General features: G+C 66.5%; 20 protein-coding genes. 4 read left to right on the top strand and 16 right to left on the bottom strand.

Annotation, left to right across the window (positions count from 1 at the left end; translation table 11 throughout):
- Positions 1–9 precede the first annotated feature (9 nt).
- The 4 genes from B7G53_RS08875 to B7G53_RS08860 are packed head-to-tail and all read right to left on the bottom strand — an operon-like array spanning position 10 to position 3921.
- Complete coding sequence (locus B7G53_RS08875; RefSeq protein ID WP_096666661.1) at positions 10–1026, bottom strand: Bug family tripartite tricarboxylate transporter substrate binding protein; 1017 nt, start codon at positions 1024–1026, stop codon at positions 10–12.
- Entirely contained in the window at positions 1023–2192 is a 1170-nt protein-coding gene (locus B7G53_RS08870) for a CaiB/BaiF CoA transferase family protein (protein ID WP_096666658.1), read from the bottom strand. Before B7G53_RS08870 ends, B7G53_RS08875 begins: the two co-directional genes overlap by 4 nt.
- A complete protein-coding gene (locus tag B7G53_RS08865) occupies positions 2189–2992 on the bottom strand; it encodes a citryl-CoA lyase (protein ID WP_096666655.1) in 804 nt (267 codons plus the stop codon). Before B7G53_RS08865 ends, B7G53_RS08870 begins: the two co-directional genes overlap by 4 nt.
- A 35-nt stretch (positions 2993–3027) precedes the next feature.
- On the bottom strand, positions 3028–3921 hold the full coding sequence (locus tag B7G53_RS08860; protein WP_096666652.1) for a dioxygenase family protein: 894 nt from the start codon (positions 3919–3921) through the stop codon (positions 3028–3030).
- A 155-nt stretch (positions 3922–4076) separates the two neighbouring features.
- Between B7G53_RS08860 and B7G53_RS08855 the strand changes: the two genes are divergently transcribed.
- Complete coding sequence (locus B7G53_RS08855; RefSeq protein ID WP_096666650.1) at positions 4077–4958, top strand: LysR substrate-binding domain-containing protein; 882 nt, start codon at positions 4077–4079, stop codon at positions 4956–4958.
- A 16-nt stretch (positions 4959–4974) separates the two neighbouring features.
- Here B7G53_RS08855 and B7G53_RS08850 read toward each other — a convergent pair whose 3' ends face one another.
- The 6 genes from B7G53_RS08850 to B7G53_RS08825 are packed head-to-tail and all read right to left on the bottom strand — an operon-like array spanning position 4975 to position 8727.
- Complete coding sequence (locus tag B7G53_RS08850; protein WP_096666647.1) at positions 4975–5559, bottom strand: malonic semialdehyde reductase; 585 nt, start codon at positions 5557–5559, stop codon at positions 4975–4977.
- A gap of 43 nt (positions 5560–5602) precedes the next feature.
- Positions 5603–6619: a Bug family tripartite tricarboxylate transporter substrate binding protein gene (locus tag B7G53_RS08845; RefSeq protein ID WP_176491318.1), complete on the bottom strand. Its 1017-nt coding sequence runs from the start codon at positions 6617–6619 to the stop codon at positions 5603–5605.
- A gap of 4 nt (positions 6620–6623) precedes the next feature.
- On the bottom strand, positions 6624–7253 hold the full coding sequence (locus tag B7G53_RS08840) for a nuclear transport factor 2 family protein (protein ID WP_096666641.1): 630 nt from the start codon (positions 7251–7253) through the stop codon (positions 6624–6626).
- Positions 7246–7599 carry a Dabb family protein gene (locus B7G53_RS08835; protein ID WP_096666638.1) on the bottom strand — a complete coding sequence of 118 codons (354 nt, stop codon included), beginning with the start codon at positions 7597–7599 and terminating at the stop codon, positions 7246–7248. Before B7G53_RS08835 ends, B7G53_RS08840 begins: the two co-directional genes overlap by 8 nt.
- Positions 7596–7895, bottom strand: a complete 300-nt coding sequence (locus B7G53_RS08830; protein WP_096666635.1) for a YciI family protein — start codon at positions 7893–7895, stop codon at positions 7596–7598. Before B7G53_RS08830 ends, B7G53_RS08835 begins: the two co-directional genes overlap by 4 nt.
- Position 7896: 1 nt before the next feature.
- Entirely contained in the window at positions 7897–8727 is an 831-nt protein-coding gene (locus B7G53_RS08825; RefSeq protein WP_096666632.1) for an intradiol ring-cleavage dioxygenase, read from the bottom strand.
- A 207-nt stretch (positions 8728–8934) separates the two neighbouring features.
- Here B7G53_RS08825 and B7G53_RS08820 point away from each other — a divergent pair, with 207 nt between their 5' ends.
- Both B7G53_RS08820 and B7G53_RS08815 read left to right on the top strand, forming a co-directional pair.
- The gene (locus tag B7G53_RS08820; protein ID WP_096666629.1) at positions 8935–9864 is read left to right on the top strand and encodes a LysR family transcriptional regulator; all 930 of its coding nucleotides are present in this window, start codon (positions 8935–8937) and stop codon (positions 9862–9864) included.
- 1 nt (position 9865) lies between these two features.
- Positions 9866–11536 (top strand): FAD-dependent oxidoreductase, encoded by a 1671-nt coding sequence (locus B7G53_RS08815; RefSeq protein ID WP_096666626.1) that lies wholly within the window; start codon positions 9866–9868, stop codon positions 11534–11536.
- A 170-nt stretch (positions 11537–11706) separates the two neighbouring features.
- Here B7G53_RS08815 and B7G53_RS08810 read toward each other — a convergent pair whose 3' ends face one another.
- The 6 genes from B7G53_RS08810 to B7G53_RS08785 all read right to left on the bottom strand — a co-directional run bounded on the left by B7G53_RS08810 (position 11707) and on the right by B7G53_RS08785 (position 17764).
- Positions 11707–12240: a hypothetical protein gene (locus B7G53_RS08810; protein WP_369680276.1), complete on the bottom strand. Its 534-nt coding sequence runs from the start codon at positions 12238–12240 to the stop codon at positions 11707–11709.
- 101 nt (positions 12241–12341) lie between these two features.
- On the bottom strand, positions 12342–13403 hold the full coding sequence (locus tag B7G53_RS08805) for a maleylacetate reductase (protein ID WP_096666623.1): 1062 nt from the start codon (positions 13401–13403) through the stop codon (positions 12342–12344).
- Positions 13404–13414: 11 nt separating this feature from the next.
- Entirely contained in the window at positions 13415–14290 is an 876-nt protein-coding gene (locus B7G53_RS08800) for an NAD(P)-dependent oxidoreductase (protein WP_096666620.1), read from the bottom strand.
- Positions 14290–15270, bottom strand: a complete 981-nt coding sequence (locus B7G53_RS08795) for a Bug family tripartite tricarboxylate transporter substrate binding protein (RefSeq protein WP_255249952.1) — start codon at positions 15268–15270, stop codon at positions 14290–14292. Before B7G53_RS08795 ends, B7G53_RS08800 begins: the two co-directional genes overlap by 1 nt.
- 65 nt (positions 15271–15335) lie before the next feature.
- The gene (locus B7G53_RS08790) at positions 15336–16694 is read right to left on the bottom strand and encodes an amidohydrolase family protein (protein WP_096666616.1); all 1359 of its coding nucleotides are present in this window, start codon (positions 16692–16694) and stop codon (positions 15336–15338) included.
- A gap of 2 nt (positions 16695–16696) precedes the next feature.
- Positions 16697–17764 carry an NAD(P)-dependent oxidoreductase gene (locus B7G53_RS08785; protein ID WP_255249951.1) on the bottom strand — a complete coding sequence of 356 codons (1068 nt, stop codon included), beginning with the start codon at positions 17762–17764 and terminating at the stop codon, positions 16697–16699.
- On the opposite strand from B7G53_RS08785, the gene B7G53_RS08780 reads away from it, so the two are divergent.
- Positions 17763–18407 carry a trimeric intracellular cation channel family protein gene (locus tag B7G53_RS08780; RefSeq protein ID WP_096666610.1) on the top strand — a complete coding sequence of 215 codons (645 nt, stop codon included), beginning with the start codon at positions 17763–17765 and terminating at the stop codon, positions 18405–18407. The two genes, B7G53_RS08785 and B7G53_RS08780, sit on opposite strands and share 2 nt — an antisense overlap.
- Positions 18408–18464 lie beyond the last annotated feature (57 nt).

Genomic DNA, 18464 nt, shown 5'->3' with positions numbered 1-18464 from the left:
ACTCGGGACTCAGTCGACCTGCGCGCCGGAGCGCTTGACCAGTTCAGACCATTTTGAAATTTCCGTCCGGCCGAAGGCGGCCAGCTCATCGGGCTTCATGCTGCGCAGCTCCAGACCCTGCGCGCCAAGTTTGGCCACAACCTCGCTGCTGGCCATGGCCTGGGCGGCGGCATCGCGCAGCCGGGCCAGGACAGGCGCCGGGGTGGCGGCGGGCGCGTAGATCATGAACCAGGCCACCAGGTCAAAGTCGCCCGCGCCCTGCTCGGCGATAGCCGGCACGTCCGGCGCAGCGGCGCTGCGCTTTGCACTGGAGGCCCCCAGCGCGCGCAGCTTGCCGGCCTTGATGTGGGGCAGCACGGCCGCCGGGTGGTAGAACATGAACTGCACCTGCCCGCCCATCACGTCGGACATGGCCAGGCCCCCTTCCTTGTAGGGCACATGCACCATCTCGCCGCCCAGCCTGGCCTTGAGCAGCTCGCCGGCCAAGTGGCCCGAGGTGCCGTTGCCGGCCGAGGCAAAACTCACGCCGCCGGGTTTGGCCGCCTGGGCCGCAAGGTCTTTCACCGACTTGAACGGCGAGTTGGCCGCCACCACCAGCAGCGTCGGCGTGTAGCCGGCGAAGGCGACGGGGGAGAAATCCTTGAGCGGGTCGTACGGCAGCTTTTTGTACAACGTGGCATTGATCGCATGGGTGCCCACCGTACCCATCACCAGGGTGTAGCCGTCCGCCGGCGACTTGGCCACCAGGTCGGAGCCGATGACACCGCCGGCGCCGGCGCGGTTTTCAACAATGACCGCCTGTCCCAGGGGTTTGGCCAGGGCTTCGCCAATGACGCGGGAAATGATGTCTGTCGTGGTGCCCGGGCCGAAAGGCACGATCAGCTTGACGGGCCGTGACGGATAGTCCTGTGCCAGCACGGCCGCCGGGCTCAGGCCCAAGGCGGCCAGGCCCAGTGTGCAGGCGGCCGCCAGCAGCGTGCGCCGCGCCAGGCGCGGGTGCAGGGAAGGGATGGAAAAAGAGGTCATGCGCGGGTTTCCGGTTGGGGTGTTGTGGCGGCGCGCGGGGTCCAGCCGCCGCGAAGTTCTGCGTTGTGCTCGCCCAGCAGGGGCGGTGCGGTGACATCGAGGGCGCGTTCGCCATCGAAGGAGACGGGCGAACGCACGGTGCGAAAGGTTCCGACCACCGGGTGCTCGGTTTCGACAAACAGCTGCAGGTGCCTGGCCTGCGGATCGTCGGGCACCTCGGCCGTGGTGTACATGGGCGCATGCGGCACGTCCCCGGCTTCCAGGCGGCGGCACCATTCCGCGCGATCGCGCTGGGCGAAGATCGGACCCAGCACGGCGATCATGTCTTCCTGGTGCGCGATGCGGGCCTCGCGCGTGGCAAAACGCGCGTCATCAAAAATGTCCGGCTTCTCCATCGCCGCGGCCAGGCCCTGCCAGAACTTGGGCGGCGAGGACATGTGCAGGGCGATCCATTTGCCGTCCGAACACTGCATCACATACGACTGCGACACGCTGGGCCGGCTGAACGGGCCCATGACTTCATTGGCGGAAAACAGGTGCTGGAAGGCGTCGAGGTTGAAGTGCGTCATGGCTTCGAACATGGAGACTTCCACCTTGCGGCCCACGCCGGTGGCGTGGCGTTCATGCAGCGCCCCGAGAATGCCGTAGGCCGCGTAGAAGCCGGTCAGGGAATCGGCCATGGCCGGGCCCAGCACGCGCGGATCCTTCGGGTTGACCAGCAGGCCCAGGAAACCGCTGACGGCCTGGGCGACGGTGTCGTACGTCGGTCGATGTGATGAGGGCCCGGTGGCACCGAAACCGCTGATGGAGCAATAGATCAGCCGAGGATTGAGCTTGCGCAGGCGCTCCTCGCCGACGCCGATCTGCTCGGCCACGCCGGGCCGGAAGTTCTGGATGTAAACGTCGGCTTCCTTGATCAGCGCATCGAACTGCGCCAGGTCCGCGGCCTGTTTGGTGTTGAGCGTGATGCTGCGCTTGTTGCGGTTGTAGGTCTGGAAATGTGGACTGTACAGGCCGTCCTTGAACGCCCGGAAAGGATCCCCCGTGCCCGGCAGCTCGACCTTGACCACGTCGGCGCCGAGGTCGGCCAGCAACATCGAAGCCGCCGGCCCGGTGATGAAGGTGCCGTGTTCCACGACCCGCACGTCCGCGAGAACCTTGCTCATGCCTGGCGCTCCGCCGGCATCTCGCCGGTGTATTCCAGCTCGCGCGTGGCCTGGTAGGACAGCGCAAAACCGATGGGGTCGCTGAGCTCTTCGTTCAGGTGCGCGATCAGGCTCGCGGTGCGCGCCAGCATGGGCACGCCCTTGAGCGCGTTAACCGGGAAGTCCACCCCCAGCAACACGGCGGGAATGGCGCCCGAGACATTGAGCTTGAGCTCCTTGCCAACGATCTCGGGAATCACGGCTTCCACGGCCTGGGCGATCTCCACGTAACGCTGGCCACCGCCGGCCCGGGCCGACACCTCGAACAGCTTGCCCACACGCGGATCGCGCGCCTTGTGCTCCGGGTGGCCATAACCGGCAATCGCCTGCTTGCGCGCGCGCAAGTCAGCCACCACCACACGGGCCGCCGCCTTGAGGTCACCGTGGTGGTTTTCAGCCTCCTTCTCGACCGCCAGGAACAGGCGCCCGGCGGTTTCCGAGGCGCCGAGGATCACCGAGCCGGAGCCGAGGATGCCGGCCGCGACGGCGCCCTGCATCGCGTCCGGCGCAGCCGCCAGCGTCATGCGCGCGGCCTGCACGCTGGGCACCAGGCCGTGTTCGGCAATGGCGACCAGGGTGGAATTAAGCACGGCGCTGGTGGCGGCGTCGGCGCGGCGCCCGGTCACCAGCAGGAAGAAGTAGTCGCCGAAGTTGATCTGCCCGATCAGTTCATGCGCAAGATCAGCGCCGCGAACAACGATGGTGTTTTCGTTCGAGGTGCAGATCGCAGAACGGGGCACAGTGGCCTTGCCGATTTTCAAATCATTTCTCCAGTCAAGAAAGGTGCGCGGGGGGCTCAGGCGCTGGCCACCAGCCGGAAGTCGTACTTCGCGCTGTGGAAAGGTTTGTCGAGGGTGCGGCCGTCGGGTGCGGGGCCGGCCAGGTGGGCATCGAAGTCCACGATCAGGCTGTTGCGCACGCCGAACACGGCATCCGAGTCGATGTAGGGGCTGTCGGACACGAAGATGTGGGTGGTCAGCCGCTCGTGGCCGGGCGCGGTCAGCATCATGTGCATGTGGCCGGGCCGGTTCGGGTGGCGGCCCATGCGGTGCAGCATGCCGCCCACCGGGCCATCGTCGGGCACGGGATAAAACGAGGGCTTGATGGACCAGAAGCGGTAGTTGCCGTCCGCATCGGTGTGAAAACGCGCGCGCAGGGCCATGCCCGCGTCCGCACCCTTTTGCATGTCGTAAAAACCCTCGCCATCGCCCGACCACACGTCCACCGCGCAGTTGGCAATCGGCTGGCCGGCCAGGTCGGTCACGCGGCCGTGGTAGTAACAGGGCTCGCCCGGGTTGCCTGCACCAATGTCGGCGCCCAGCGGCAGTTCCGGCGCGCCTTCCCAGTAGAACGGACCCTGCACGGTGGCTTCGGTCGGGGCATCGACACCGCTGCGTGCCTTGTGCGCCGCGGCGCCCTTGGCCTGCTCGATCGCCACCACCAGCATGGAAATGCCCAGCGTGTCGGACAGCAGGATGAACTCCTGGCGCTTGTCGTCACACATCTTGCCGGTGGCGGTGAGGAACTGGATGGCCGTCATCCATTCCTCGGGGGTGAGCTGCACGTCCTGCACGAAGGCGTGCGCGTGTTTGACCAGGGAGGTCATGACCTGCTTGAACCGCGCGTCCTGGCAGTCGTCCATGCGGTCCACCACGGCCTGCGCCAGGTCCTGTGCTTCGAGTTGCGCCATATCTTGTCTCCTGTAATCGTTTACCCTGAGTGGTTAACCCTAGGGCTGGGCATTGGAAAAGCAGCGTCAGTCTAGGACCTCAGACCCCGCTCCGGAAGTGATTAATTTCCACCGTTATCATCGATGCCATCAATGATGAAAACGGAGCTTCTTTCATGGAACTGCGCCACGTCCGCTACTTCGATGCCGTCGCCGAAACCCTGAATTTCACACGCGCCGCCGAGCGCCTGCACGTCACCCAGTCGACGCTGTCGCACCAGATCCGGCAGCTCGAAGACGAACTCGGCGTCGAGCTGTTTGACCGCAGCAGCAAAAAAGTCCGGATGACCGAAGCCGGCGAAATCCTGCGCAGCCACCTGACCCCGGCGCTGGGGCAAATCGACCGTGCCGTGCAGGCCCTGCGCAGCAATGCCGAAACCCTGACCGGCAGCATTCGCCTGGGCACCACGCCGAGCTTCAACACACGCATGGTGCCGCTGTGCGTGTCCACCTTCCTGCACCACTACCCGGGCATCCAGGTGACGGTCGAAGAACTGTCGGCCGACATGATTGCCCGGCGCCTGGCCTCGGGCCACCTGGACCTGGCTGTGTCCTACCGCCCCGAGGGCACCGACCTGTGGTTCGAGCCGCTTTACAACGAGGAGCTGCGCCTGGTGGTGGCCAGTTCGCACCCGCTGGCGACACGTCGGCGCGTGCGCATGGTCGAGCTGCATCATGTGCGCATGGTCCTGCTGCCGTCCCAGTTCCTGACGCGCAAACTGCTGGACGACTGTTTCGAAGCGGCGGGCGCCGAGCCCCTGGTGGCGGCGCAACTCAACTCCATCGCACCGATGATCGAGCTGATCCGCCAGACCGGGCTGGCCGGCATCATTGCGGAGACGGCCGTCACGCCCTCGGCCGACCTGCGCGTGGTGCCGCTGGAAGACCCGACCCCAATACGCACACCCGGCATGCTCTGGAAAAAAGGCGCCACACGCTCGCCCACGATCAAACATTTCGCGGACATCATCCGGCGGGCGGCCAGCCCGGCCACCTGACAGCGGCCATGCCGGTTCACAGCACCGTGCATGCCTGCTCAAAGGAAAGGCGCGGATTGCGGTCGAACAGCTGGCTGTCGTCGCCGTAGCCGAGGTTGATCAGGAAGTTGGCCTGCAGGCGGCCGTCGGCAAAAAACTCCGCATTCACCTTGGCCAGGTCCACCCCGCTCATCGGGCCGCAGTCCAGGCCCAGGGCACGCGCCGCCATCATGAAGTAGCCGCCGCCGAGCGTGCCGTTGCGCGTGGCCGTGCCTTCGGCGAGGGCCTTGTTGCCCTCGAAGTTTTCCTTCGCGCCCGGCTTGTGCCAGACCTGGGGCATGTGTTCATAGAACCTGGTGTCGTTGGCCACGATCACGGTCACCGGTGCCGTCCTTGTCTTGTCGAGGTTGCCGGGCGACAGGGCCGGCAGCAGGCGCGCGCGCGACTCGGGCGAGATCAGGAACACATAACGCGTCGGCTGGGTGTTCATCGAGGTGGCGCCCATCTTCGCAACGTCGTAGACCTCGCGCAGCAGGGACAACGCCACCGGCTTGTCGAGAAATCCGTTGGCGGTACGTGCCTGGAGGAACAGCTGGTCGAGGCACTCGGGGGCAATTTTCATGGGTTCGCTTTCAATGGTTCAAATGGTTCAAAAATGGAGAAGCTCACTCGGCCTTGATGCCGGCGTCGCGGATCAGCCGGGTCCAGCGCTCGACATCACGCTGCACCAGGGCGCGGGTGTCAGCCGTGTCCAGGCTCATGGGTTTGCCGCCGGCCTTGCGGAAGGCCTCGGTCACGTCAGGCGCGGCAATCACCTTGGCCAGATCGCTGCGCAGGCGGGCCAGCACCTCGGGCGGCGTTTTCGCCGGCGCGAAGTAGCCGAACCAGGACTCCAGCTCCAGCGCCGCCGTGCCGGTTTCATGGATCGTCGGCACCGCCGGATGCATGGGGTTGCGGGCCGCGCCCGACACGGCCAGCGCCCTGACCGTGCCGGCATCGACCTGCACGCGCGCCGTGGGCGACAGGTCAAAGAACAGGTCCACCCGCCCGCCCAGCAGGTCCTGGTAGGCCGCCTGCGCGCCGCGGTAGGGCACATGGGTGATCTCCACACCGGCCAGGTGCCACAGCGCTGCAGCCAGCACATGCTGGCCCGAGCCGTTGCCGGCCGAGGCGTAGGTCAGCTTGCGCGGGTTGGCCCGGGCATAAGCCACCACCTCCTGGAGCGAGGCCAGCGGCAGGTCCTTGCGGGCCATCAGCGTGTAGCTGTAGGCCACGGCCAGACCGAGCGGCTCGAAGTCCTTCAGGCTGTCATACGGCAGGTTGGGATACAGGCCGGGATTGAGCGCCAGGTTGGAGACCGAGCCGACCAGCAGGGTGTAGCCATCGGGTGCCGATTTGGCCACGAAGTCGGTGCCGACCAGCGTGCCCGAACCCGGCTTGTTTTCCACGATGACGCTCTGCCCCACCTGCTTGCCCAGGCGGTCGGCCAGCAGGCGGCCGACAAAGTCGAAGCCGCCGCCCGGCGGCTGCGGCACCACCACCTTGACCACCTTGGTCGGGTAAGGGCTGCCCTGGGCGTGCACCAGCGGCAGGAACGCGGCAGCAAGCAGCAAGGCGGCTGCGGCAAATCGCAGCGGCGGCGGAATCACGCTCACGCTGAAAGAGAAGATGGATGTTTTCACGATGTCAGCGCTCCAGGGGTCCGCCGGCCAGCCAGCGCGCGCCGCGACGGTACAGCTCGTCGACCACCGGCCCCTTGAGCATCGGCATGTCGAGCTTGACGGTGTAGCCGATCCGCGTCTGGATATAGGCCAGGTGGCGGTAGCCTTCCGGAAAAGCGACCAGCGCCTGTGCATCAAGCTTCAGGCTCGCCGAGGCGTCCACCGGGTCGATGCGGTCTTTTTCGTAAATCGGCTGCCGGTGCAGCAGCTTCCACTGGCCTTCATGCTTTTCCACGAAGTCATAAAAGCGTCCGGTGCAGACCACGTCGCAGAGCACCGGGCCGTCCGCGCCCTCCACCATGCCGCGCTGGGAAATGGTCATTTTGGTCTGCGCGATGGCCCGTTCGCCCGCGACCTCGACGGCCGAGCCGCCGAGAAAATGCAGGATGCTGACCCCCTTGGCCCAGCCTTCTTTCGTCACACGAATGAAGTCCGCGAACGGTCCCTGGAACCAGGTCGCCATCATCACGCCTTCGGGGTGCCACACGGTGGCAAAACGCTCCCAGTCGCCTGCATCGCGCCAGACGGCCCAGCGCTCGACCATCTGCCGGATCAGCAGCTCGCTGTCCATGTCCCTGTTCCTGTTGTCATTCATTGACTGTCTCCTTGTGGTGTGGGGTGGCTCCCGGCCGGGTGCCGAACGGACCTTCGTAGTCGACCTGGTGGCGCGCGATGCGCAGATCGGCGAGTTCGCCCTTCACGCGCAGGTGTTCGGGATGGCTGGCATAGGCATCGAGCGCGGCCTGGCTGTCGAACTCGGAATAAAGCACCACGTCGCAGGCGTAATCGACCCGGCTGGCATCGACACCGATTTCCAGGTGCGCGAGACCGGGAATTTTCCCGCGCAGGCTTTCAAAACTGCGCTGCAGCTTGGCAATGCCCACCGCCTTGGCCTCGGGCGTGTCGCCGCGGATGTTCCACATGACGATGTGTTTGATCATGCGGGGAAGCCGGTTTTCTGCGGCCACAGGTTCACGAAGGCATGGATGCTGGTGCTTGCATACAGGCCCGCGCGGGTAAAGGGTTCATCGGCCAGCCAGGCGTGCGCTGCCTCGCGCGCGTCGAACTCGATCGCCAGCAGGCTGCCCAGCATGGTCCGGCCATCGTCAGTGACCAGCGGTCCGGCAAAGGAGATGCGCTCCGCCATGCCGGCCAGGTAGGCCTTGTGTTCGGGGCGGATGCGCTGGCGCAGCGCGCCGCTGTCGGGCTTGTCGATCAGGGAGAAGATGTAGATCACGTCATGAGGCCGGGTTGAGGACAAAATCAAAATCGAGGCGGTAAACGCCGTCGGGCTGCCTGACCCAGTCGGCCACCAGCGACTGGCGCACGCCGAACACCGCATCGGAGTCGAGGTAAGGGTCGCCATTGCGAAACACATGGGTCACCAGCGTTTCATAACCCGGGGCCTTGATCATGAAATGCAGGTGCGCCGGCCGCCAGGGGTGGCAGCTGGTCGCGCGCAGCATGTCGCCCACCGGGCCGTCCACGGGAATCGGGTAAGGCTCGGCCACGATGGTCCTGAAGGTAAAGCTGCCGTCTGCACCGGCATGGAGCACGCCGCGCGCCTGGAACTTGTCCAGGTCGGCGTACTGCACGTCGTAGTTGCCCGCGGCATCGGCCTGCCAGACCTCGATGTCGGCGCCGGCCACAGCCTCGCCGCCCAGGCCCAGCACCCTGCCGCGCACCACGCAGGGTTCGCCCACCGCGCCATTGGCCACATCGGCGCCATTGTCGAAATGCGGTGCACCCTCGACATGAAAGGGGCCGAACACCGTCGCCTCGGTGCAGCCGGGGGGCTTGTCATTGTTCATGGCCACCGTCAGCATGGACAGGCCCAGCGTGTCGCTGAGCAGGATGAACTCCTGGCGCTTGGCATCACACTTCTGGCCAGTCGCCGTCAGGAATTCGATGCCGGCCAGCCACTCGGCCTCGGTCAGCTTCACCTCGCGCGCAAAGGCGTGCAGATGCTGCACCAGGCTGGTCATGAGTTCCTTCAGGCGCGCATCGGGCGTGCCCGCAAAACGGGCCAGCACCGCCTGGGTGATGGTGTCCTGGTTCAGGTTGCGCATGGCCGGAATTTCCGAAAAACGGGAGCGTGGACGTGCATACTTTCCTTCGTGGACTCTCTGGCACTAAATGTAGGCTTGGGCGTCCCGGAACAAAAGCGGGCTGGCGCAAATGACTTTTCCGCGCCGCGGAAAAAAGGCTGATGCGGCTGGGCCACAATGCAGGCGGCCCAAAGAAAAAACAAAGGCGGCAACTGCAGGAGACATGGCTTGGATCGCTGGACGGAGATTGAACTGTTTGTGCAGGTGGCCGAAACCGGCAGCCTGAGCCGCGCCGCCGAAGCGCTGGACCTGTCCAATGCGGCCGCGAGCCGGCACCTGTCGGCGCTGGAAGAGCGCCTGGGCGCCCGGCTGGTGGAGCGCAACACGCGCCGGCTCTACCTCACCGACACAGGCCAGGAGTTTTTCAGCCGCGCCAAAACCATCTTGTCCGACCTGAAGGACGCCGAGTCGGCGGTCAACGCCACGGCGCTCAACCCGACCGGCATGCTGCGCATCACGGCCTCGCTGTCGTTTTCGCTGCACCACGTGGCGCCGCTGCTGCGCGAATACACGCAGCGTTACCCCAATGTGACCGTGCACGTCGAGGCCGCCAACCGCTACCTGGACATCATCGACAACAACATCGACGTGGCCATCCGCACGCGGGAGATCGAGCCTGACTCCAACATCACGATACGCCGCCTGGCGGAAACGCGCCGCATCCTGGCGGCGTCGCCGCGTTATTTTGCGCAGCACGGTTTTCCGAAAACCCTGGAAGACCTGCACAAACACAAGCTGCTGATCTACACCTACGCCAACAACCCGAACGAGCTGCGCTTCACCCGCGACGGTGCCTCCACCACCGTCACGGTCAAGGGTCTGCTGGAATCGAACGACGGCCAGATCCTGCGCACCGCGGCGCTGGACGGCATGGGCATCCTGGTGCAGCCCAGCTACATCGTCTACAACGACATCGTGGCCGGCCGACTGGTGCCGGTGCTCGACGAATGGGACCTGCCGCGCCTGACCATCAACCTGGCCTACCCCAGCCGGAAACACCTGTCGGCCAAAGTGCGCACCTTCATCGACTTCGTCGCCGAACACTTCGCCAAGCAGGACTACGAGCGCAAGTGGACCGGGCGCTTTGGTGTGTACTGACATGGGCGAGGTTCTGCATACCGACGTGCTGATCGCCGGTGGTGGCCCCTGCGGCCTGATGCTGGCCAACGAACTCGGCCGCCGCGGCGTGGCCTGCCTGCTGGTGGACCCGAAACCGGGCACCGCCTTCAACCCGCAGGCCAACGCCACGCAGGCGCGCACCATGGAGCATTTCCGCCGCCTCGGTTTTGCCGGCGAGATCCGCGCCCAGGGCCTGCCGGACGACCACCCGACCGACATTGCCTACTTCACGCGTTACACCGGCCATGAGCTGGCCCGCCTGCAGCTGCCCACCGCCGCGCAGGCGGTGAAAAACATCAAGGCCATGGGCGGCTCCTGGAGCGCGGCCGAACTGCCGCACCGCGTGTCGCAGAAGTTTGTCGAGGCCACCTTGCGCCGCCACGCCGAAGCCCTGCCCGGCATCGATGTGCGTTATGGCTGGGGTCTGGAAAGTTTCGAGGACCACGGCAGCCATGTGCAGGCGCAGGTGCGCGCCAGCGCCGGCGGGCCAGCCCTGGACGTGCAGGCCGCGTACCTGGTGGGCGCCGACGGCCCGCGCAGCCTGGTGCGCAGCACGTTGGGCATCGCCTGGGACGGCGCCAGCGGCGTCAAACGTGAGTTCATGGGCGGCAAGATGTTTGCGGTGTACCTGCGCGCGCCGGATTTTTACACTGTGTTCCCGCACGCCCGCGCCTGGATGTATGTGTCGGTCAATCCCGAACGCCGCGCCTTCATGGCCTCGGTGGACGGCCAGTCGGAGTTTGCCTTTCACGCCGCGGTGCACGAGGGTGAAGATGCCGACGCCTGGACCGCCGCCGACGCGCAGCGGATTGTCGATCAAGCCATGGGCGCGCATCTGGCCATCGAGGTGTTGTCGGTCGGCACCTGGACCGCGGGGCATTCGCTGGTGGCGCAGAGCTTCCAGCGCGGCCGGGTGTTTATCGGTGGCGACGCGGCCCACCTGTTCACGCCGACCGGCGGCCTCGGCTACAACACCGCGGTGGAAGACGCGGTCAACCTCGGCTGGAAACTGGCCGCCGTGCTGCGCGGCCAGGCGCCGCCGCAGCTGCTGGACAGTTACGGACCGGAGCGCCAAGCGCTGGCCGAACGCAACACCGCCTATGCCCGGCGTTTTGCCGATTCGGTCGGCAGCTTCCGCGCCACCGCCCTGCTGGAGCAGGGCGATGCCGCGGGCCAGGCCGAACGCGAACGCGCCTCCAGCTACCTGAACCAGCACGTGCGCCTGGAATTCAACATTCCCGGCGTGACTTTTGGCGGGCGTTACGACGGCTCGCCGCTGATCGTGAAGGACGGCAGCACGCCGCCGCCGGACGAAGCCGGCCACTACCAGCCCAGCGCCAGCCCCGGGGGCCGCGCACCGCACGCCTGGCTGGCGAACGGCGTCTCGCTGTACGACAGTTTCAACTTCGAATGGACGCTGCTGGCCCTGGGGCCGGAGGCCCCCGACACCCGCGCTTTTGTGGATGCGGCGGCGGCGCTGGGCCTGGACCTGAAAGTGGTGCGGCAGCCGTCAGACGCGCTGCTGGCGCTGTACGAAGCGCCGCTTACCCTGATCCGCCCGGACCAGATCGTGGCCTGGCGCGGCAGCCAGGGCCGGCAGGCGCTGCAGGTGCTCAAGCAGGCAACCGGGCATGCCGCCGGCACCGTCTGAGATCTGCCGACAGCTCCTTATTTGATAGCTGCGTGCGCCCACCCTGCTTGGGCTGAAGCTCGATTTGACTGAGACTTTTGGGCAGCGCCCCCAGTTCAGCGGCCTATCACCGCCAGGTAGGCCTGCCGCGTCTGCGGGTCCACGGACGCCAGCAGTTGCGGGTACGGCGTCTAGTGCCGGGCCAGCATGCGCGCCGAGGCGACCGCCTTGGAGTGGCGGTACCAGTGGCAGGTGTGCTGCATCAACAACAGTTCGGCCGACAGGGTGTAGGCCTTGTCACGCGGCGCGCGGCCCTGTGCATTGCTTGCCGCGCGCTCCAGCGCCTCGGCATGCACAACCAGGGCGCGCCGCATGTCGAAGGTGTTGGCGGGGAAAAACCGGTCGGTTTCAGGCAGAAACGCCGGCAGCTTGCTGACGCGGGCATCGGCCTCGTCCACCGCCGAAAAATCCGCGGCGAGACGCCGGAACTGCCCGCACAGCTGCTCCTCGGACAAGGCCAGCATGGTCCAGAGCCGGGCCCGGCGCTCCGGGTCTTTCTCCTCCAGCGCACTCAGGTAAGCCTCGATCAGGTTTTCCATCCGCTTTTCCACCTGGTAGCGGCCGAGAAAACCGTCCAGCAGGGCCATGCGCCTGGCCTGGTTTTTTGATTTGAACTGCCAGGCGCTGAAAGCGGCGACCATTAGCAGCAGAACAAAAATTTCCATGACAACACGGGTCTGTCCACAGAGGGCACCAGTCTAGTCCTGTCACCCGAAAATGGCGACCCATGAAAGCCGCCTTCGCATCCATGGCGGCCGACCGCGGCTCAGGCTTCGGGACGCTGCCCGTCGAAAGCCTGCTGCAGCAACTGGCGGATCGCAGCGCGCTCCAGCGGCCGCGGGTTCGGGTACTGGTTCTGCATGGCAATGTCGCAGGCCTTGTCAAGGTCGGACGCCTTCATGCCGATGTCCTTCAGCGCCACCGGCGCGCCGTTGTTCTGCGCCAGGTCGAACACCGCCTGCGCCGCACTGCGGCCCTGCAGCGCCTGCGCGATGGCCTGCATGGCCTGCGGCGCCGCGGCCGCGTTGTAGGCCAGCGCGTGCGGCAGCACGATGGTGTGGGTCTCGGCATGCGGCAGGTTGAAACTGCCGCCCAGGGTGTGGCACAGCTTGTGGTGCAGCGCCATGCCGACGTTGCCCAGCACAGTGCCGCACAGCCAGGCGCCGTACAGCGCATCGCTGCGGGCGGCGATGTCTGTCGCTTCTTTTTTGATAGCTGGCAGCGCCCGCCCCATGGCGGCGATGCCCTCTTTGGCCATCAGATCCATGATGGGGTTGCGGTCCACCGCATACAGGCCTTCGGCCGCGTGGGCCAGCGCGTTGATGCCGCTGGTCACGCTCATGCGGACCGGCAGGCTCAGGGTCAGCTCGGGGTCATAGATGACGGTGCGCGGCAACACGCGCGCATCCTTGCCGGTTTTCTTCAGCCCGCCCTCGGTGATGCCGTAAATGGACGTCATCTCCGAGCCGGCATAGGTGGTGGGGATCGCCAGAATCGGCAGGCCGGAGTCCAGCGCAATCGCCTTGCCCAGCCCGGTGGTGGAGCCGCCGCCAATCGCGACGGCGCAGTCGGCGCCGAGCTGGCGGGCCAGCTCGCGGGCTTCGCGGGCGGTCTCCATCGGCACATGCATGACGGCCCGGTCGAACACGCCGGCGGCACGCGGCCCCAGCAGGTCGGCAATCATCTCGGCCGAGGCGCGCTGCTCCGGTGTGGACAGCACCAGCGCCTTGCGTGCGCCGAGTGCCTCGATTTCGCGGCCCAGGTGCTGCAGGCTGCCGGCGCCGAAAATCACGCGGCCTGCCTGGCCGTTGTAGATGAAACTTCTCATGGTTCCCCTTTTCAGTCCGCAGGTAACCCGGCGCTGCGCTCGACCGTCTTGATGATGGCCGCGTAGTCGTCCTGGCCGTCGCCCTGGGCCAGCGCCGCCTGCATCAGCTGGAAGGTGAGCGCCGTCTGCGGCAAGGGTACATGGCTGTCGGCGCCGGCGCCCAGAATCAGCGTCAGGTCCTTGACCATCTGCTCGACCGTGAAGGTCGGCGTGAAGTCGCGCTGCGAGAGCTGCGCCGACTTCGCCTTGACGATGGGCGAGGCCACCGCGCTGGCGCCCAGCACCTGCCACATGTCGCCCCAGGCCAGCCCGCCCTTGCGGCCCAGGGTCAGGGCCTCGGCCAGCATGGCACTGGTCTGCGCAATCATCAGGTTGACCACCAGCTTCATCAGGCGCGCCTGCTCGGCAGCGCCGAGGTAAAACTGGTGCGGCCCCAGGGTCTTGAGCAAGGGCAACACGCTGTCATAAGCGGCGCGCGGGCCGGACGCCATCACCGTGAGCTGGGCCGCCTCGGCCATCTTGTTGTTGCCCGAGAGCGTGGTGCGCAGGTAGGCCACCCCGGCCGCCGCCAGCATCTGGGCGACGTCGGCCGACGCCTGCTGCGAGACCGTGCTGGTATCGATGTAGATCGCGCCACGCCGCGCGGCCCCCGCCACTTGGGCGGCGACCTCACGCAAGGCGGCGTCGTTGGGCAGCGAGGAAACAATGATGTCGGCACGCGCCATCGCGGCGCTGGCGTCATCAGCCACCTGCAGGCCCTGGCTGCGCGCCAATTGCAGGCGTGTCTCGCGGGGGTCGCGGACCGTCACCGCATGGCCGGCCGCGTGGAAATGCCCGGCCATGGGCAGGCCCATCTTGCCGACACCGGCGACATGCACCAGCGTCATCACTGGCCCTTGAGACCGGCCGCCTTGGCAATGCGCGCGGCGGCGTCCACCTCGGTCTTGATGAAGGCATTGAAGGCCTCGACCGACAGCGGGAAGGGCTCGGCGCCCAGCTTGTTCATGCGCTCCTTGACCTCCGGATGGGCCATGGCTTTCAGCGCCTCCTCATGCAGGCGTTTGACCACAGGCGCGGGCGTGGCGCTCGCCACAATCATGCCGACCCAGAAGGTGTAGTCGGAGCCCGCCACGCCGGCCTCGACCGTGGTCGGCACCTGCGGCAGCGCGGGCGACCGGCTGGGCGTGCTGACGGCCAGCGCCTGCAGCTTGCCGTCCTTGACCAGCGGCAGGGCCGAGGCCAGCGGCGCGAAGAACCAGTCGTTGCTGCCGCCGATGACATTGGTCATCGCTTCCGGCGTGCCCTTGTAAGGCACATGCAGGGCCTCGATGCCGGCCTGCAGGCGAAATTTTTCCGCGTTGAGGTGGGTCGCGCTGCCGACGCCGGCCGAGGCGTAGTTGAGCTGGCCCGGTTTGGCCCTGGCGGCGGCCACGAGGTCAGCCACCGACTTCCAGCCCTTGGCCGGGTTGACCACCAGCACATTGGGCAGGGCCGCCAGCGGCGTGATGCCGGTGAGGTCGCGGAGGGTGTCGTAACCTATGGTGCTGTAGATCGCCGGATTGAGCGCATGGCCCGACGAATGCACCAGCACGGTGTAGCCGTCGGCCTCGCCTTTGGCCACCTGGCCGGCGGCGATGGTGCCGCCGGCGCCGGGCTTGTTCTCGATCACGATGGGCTGGCCCATGCTTTTGCTCATGGTGTCGGCGATGCTGCGGGCAATCAGGTCGGTGCCGCTGCCGGCCGTGAAGGGCACCAGGAATTTGATGGGTTTGCTGGGGTAACCCTGTCCTGAGCCTGTCGAAGTGGCCTGGGCCAGCGCGCTGCCCACGGCCAGCAGGCTCATGGTGAAAAAGATGAAACGTTTCATGGTGCTTGTCTCCTTGGTTTGATGGTCAAAATGGGTCTCCGCCCTTTTATTACCTGCGCAGTCAGCTATTTATTTGATAGCAACATCGCCTCCGCGATTTTTTGTCCCGAGGCCTGCAACGCCGCCAGCTGCGGCGCCAGGTCCACGCCCAGCAGCTGGCCGTGGCGTTTTTTCCAGCGCCCGGCCACCATCACGCTGTCGATGTTGGCCAGCGAGGTCTGCATCACCACCGAGTTGACCGGGTCGTGCACCGGCTGCATGTTGAGGTCAGTCGCGCGGATCAGCACCAGGTCGGCCTGCTTGCCGGCGGCCAGCGAACCGATGCGGTGCGATTGCTTGAGCATGCGCGCACCTTCGACCGTCACCCAGGACAGCGCCTCGCGCGTGGTGATGGTCGACGTCGGTGGAATCGTGCCGTAGGTTTCGCGGTAGGCCACGTTGTCGAGCGAGCGCTGGATGCCCAGCGCGATGCGCGCCTGCGTCAACATGTCGCCGCTCATCACGCTTTCCAGGTCCACGCCCAGTGAGGGGGCGCGGCCCAGCGCCCGCAGCCGGCCGGTCAGCGGGTGGCCGTGGCCCTGGCTCATTTCGCTTTCGGCTGCGGCTGAAAAACTCATGCCCAGCTCGCAGAAACGCTGCAGCTGCACGTCATTGAGCGCGTGCCCGTGCACGATGTTGATGTGGTCGCCCAGCAGGCCGGCCATGTCCAGCTGGCGCCAACCGTCGGGCGTGCGCGCCGGACCGCCGCCCTGGTGCAGCGAGGCGATCAGCCCGAGTTCCTTGGCCATGGCGAAGTCGTGCAGCGCCACCTCCAGCGTCGAATAATGCGGCCCCAGCACCGCCGCCTGCACACTCAGCAGCGGCTGGCCCTGGTGCGCCTTGAGCAGGCGCTCGATTTCCGCGCGCGGATGCGGCACCTCCCAGAACGGTGCCTGCCCGGGCAACGGGTCGGGCTTGGGCGTGCCATGAAAAAAAGCCGCGCGTATGCCGGACGCGAGCAGGCCGCTGATGGCCGCGTCGTTGTGCGCCGGCGTCGGGTTGTTGTGGCACCAGTCGGCCAGCGTGGTCGTGCCGCAGTTGAGCTGGTTCAGCGAACCGACCAACGTGGCAATGTGCAGATCGTCGGGCGTGAACACGGTGGCCAGCCCGGCGTGCATCTTTTTGAAATACTCGAGCAGTGTCCAGTTGGCGGCCAGGCCGCGCAGCGCGGTCTGCCAGGTGTGCATGTGGGCGTTGACCAGGCCCGGAATGATGATGTGGCCGGTGGCATCCACCACCTGCGCATCGTCGGCCTGGATGGCCGGCGCAATCTCGGTCAGGGTGTCGCCCGTCACGAGGATGTCGCCGCTGGGCAGGTCGCCCTGCGCATCCATGGTGACGATGGTGGCGCCGCGGATCAGGGTTCTGGCGGGTGTGCTGGCCATGGTCAGGTTTCGAGGCCGTCGCTCATCTTGACGTTTTCCGGCTTCAGTGCCAGGCCGGCGTCCCTGGCGGTTTCCACCAGCAGCACGGCAAAGTCGATGTCCTCGTGGCCGCGGCCGACCATCCGGGCCACCGACTCGCGCGTGGCCGCCGCAGCCGGCATGGCCACGCCATGCGCCCGCGCAGCCCCGAGGCCGAGGTCCATGTCCTTGAGCAGCAGCTTGGGCGTGAAGGTCACCTGGTCAAACGTCAGGTTGGTCAGCATCGGCGTCTTGTACCGGGTGTACATGGAGCCGAGCACCGAGTCGTTGATGCTTTCGAGAAAGATGTGACGCGGAATGCCGGCCTTTTCGGCCAGCACCGTGATCTCGCAGAGGTTCTGGATGATCACGCCGAACATGGTGTTGTGGGCAATTTTCCAGATGCGCGCCAGTTCGCCCTCGCCCACCCACATCACCTTGCGCGCCATGGCCTGCAGGTAGGGCTCGACCTCGGTGTACAGCACCTTGGGTCCGGAGGCCACCTGCAGCAGCTTGCCGGCCTTGGCCACTTTGGCGTTGCCGGATACCGGCGAACACAGGTAGCCGACCCCCATGGCTTCGAGCCGCGTGCGGATTTCGGCCGAACCCTCCTGCGAGATCGACGAGCTGTCCACCACCACCCTGGGTTTGGCCGTGCCCGCCACCAGGCCGCCTTCGCCGAACAGCACCTGCTTCAAGTCGTCGGTAGTGGAGACCATGGTGAAGACGATGTCGCAGGAAGCCAAGTCCTGCTTGCTGCCGACGATGGTGGCACCGTAGTCCGCCAGCGGCGCGGCCTTGGAAGCCGTGCGGTTCCACACACTGACCTCGTGGCCGGCCTTGATCAGGCGTTTGGCCATGGCCTCGCCCATGCGTCCCAAACCTATCCATCCGATGCGCTTGCCCATGCTGGTTCCTTGTTTCTTGTGACCCGGGCCAGTGTGCAGCAGCACCTGCCGGGGTTCAAGAAATCCAGCGGAAATCAGTTTTTCAGGGACCGAAAAATAGCGGCAGCTGCCAGGCCGGCGGCCGCCGCGGCACAATCGCCCCATGGAAAACATCAACACCTGGGGCAGCTGGCTGCGCCATGCGCTGGAACTGTCGGCCACCGTGGCCTTTGCCCTCTCCGGGGTCATGGTGGCGGCGCGCAGCCGGCTCGATGCCGTGGGTGTCTTTGTGGTGGCGTTTGTGGCTGCTTTTGGCGGCGGCACGCTGCGCGACCTGCTGCTGGACCAGCGGCCCTTCTTCTGGGTCCGGCATGTGGAGTATGTCTGGGGCATTCTGGCGCTCGGCACGGCGGCGATGCTGTTCATGCGCCAGCGCCATTTCGAACCCACCGAGCGCGTCATGCAGATCCCCGATGCGCTGGGCCTGGGCCTGTTCGCCGCGGTCGGGGTGGACGTGGCCAGCCAGGCCGGCATGCCGGCGCTGGTCTGTGTGTTGATGGGCATCGTCACCGGCGTGTTCGGTGGCGTCTTGCGCGACATCGTCTGCAACGAAATCCCCAGCGCGTTTCGCGACCACCGGCCGTATGCGGTCTGCGCTTTTGTCGGCGGCTGGGTGTACCTGGGACTGAGCGCGCTCGGCGCGCCCGAATGGGTCGCGCTGGTCAGCACGGTGACCATCACCGCCGGCCTGCGCCTGCTGGCGCTGTGGCGCGACTGGCGCCTGCCGCTGTGGCAGGTGGGGCATTAGAGCGCGGCTCGAGCCTCAGCGCAAGACGCGAACCCGCGAAACGCCATGGCCATGGCC

Origin of the sequence: Polaromonas sp. AET17H-212, assembly GCF_002379085.1 — a bacterium.
In the GTDB taxonomy this organism is placed as follows: Bacteria; Pseudomonadota; Gammaproteobacteria; order Burkholderiales; family Burkholderiaceae_C; genus Polaromonas.
The sequence above is the reverse complement of the archived record's forward strand: the minus strand, read 5'-3'. Positions and strand labels throughout refer to the sequence as shown.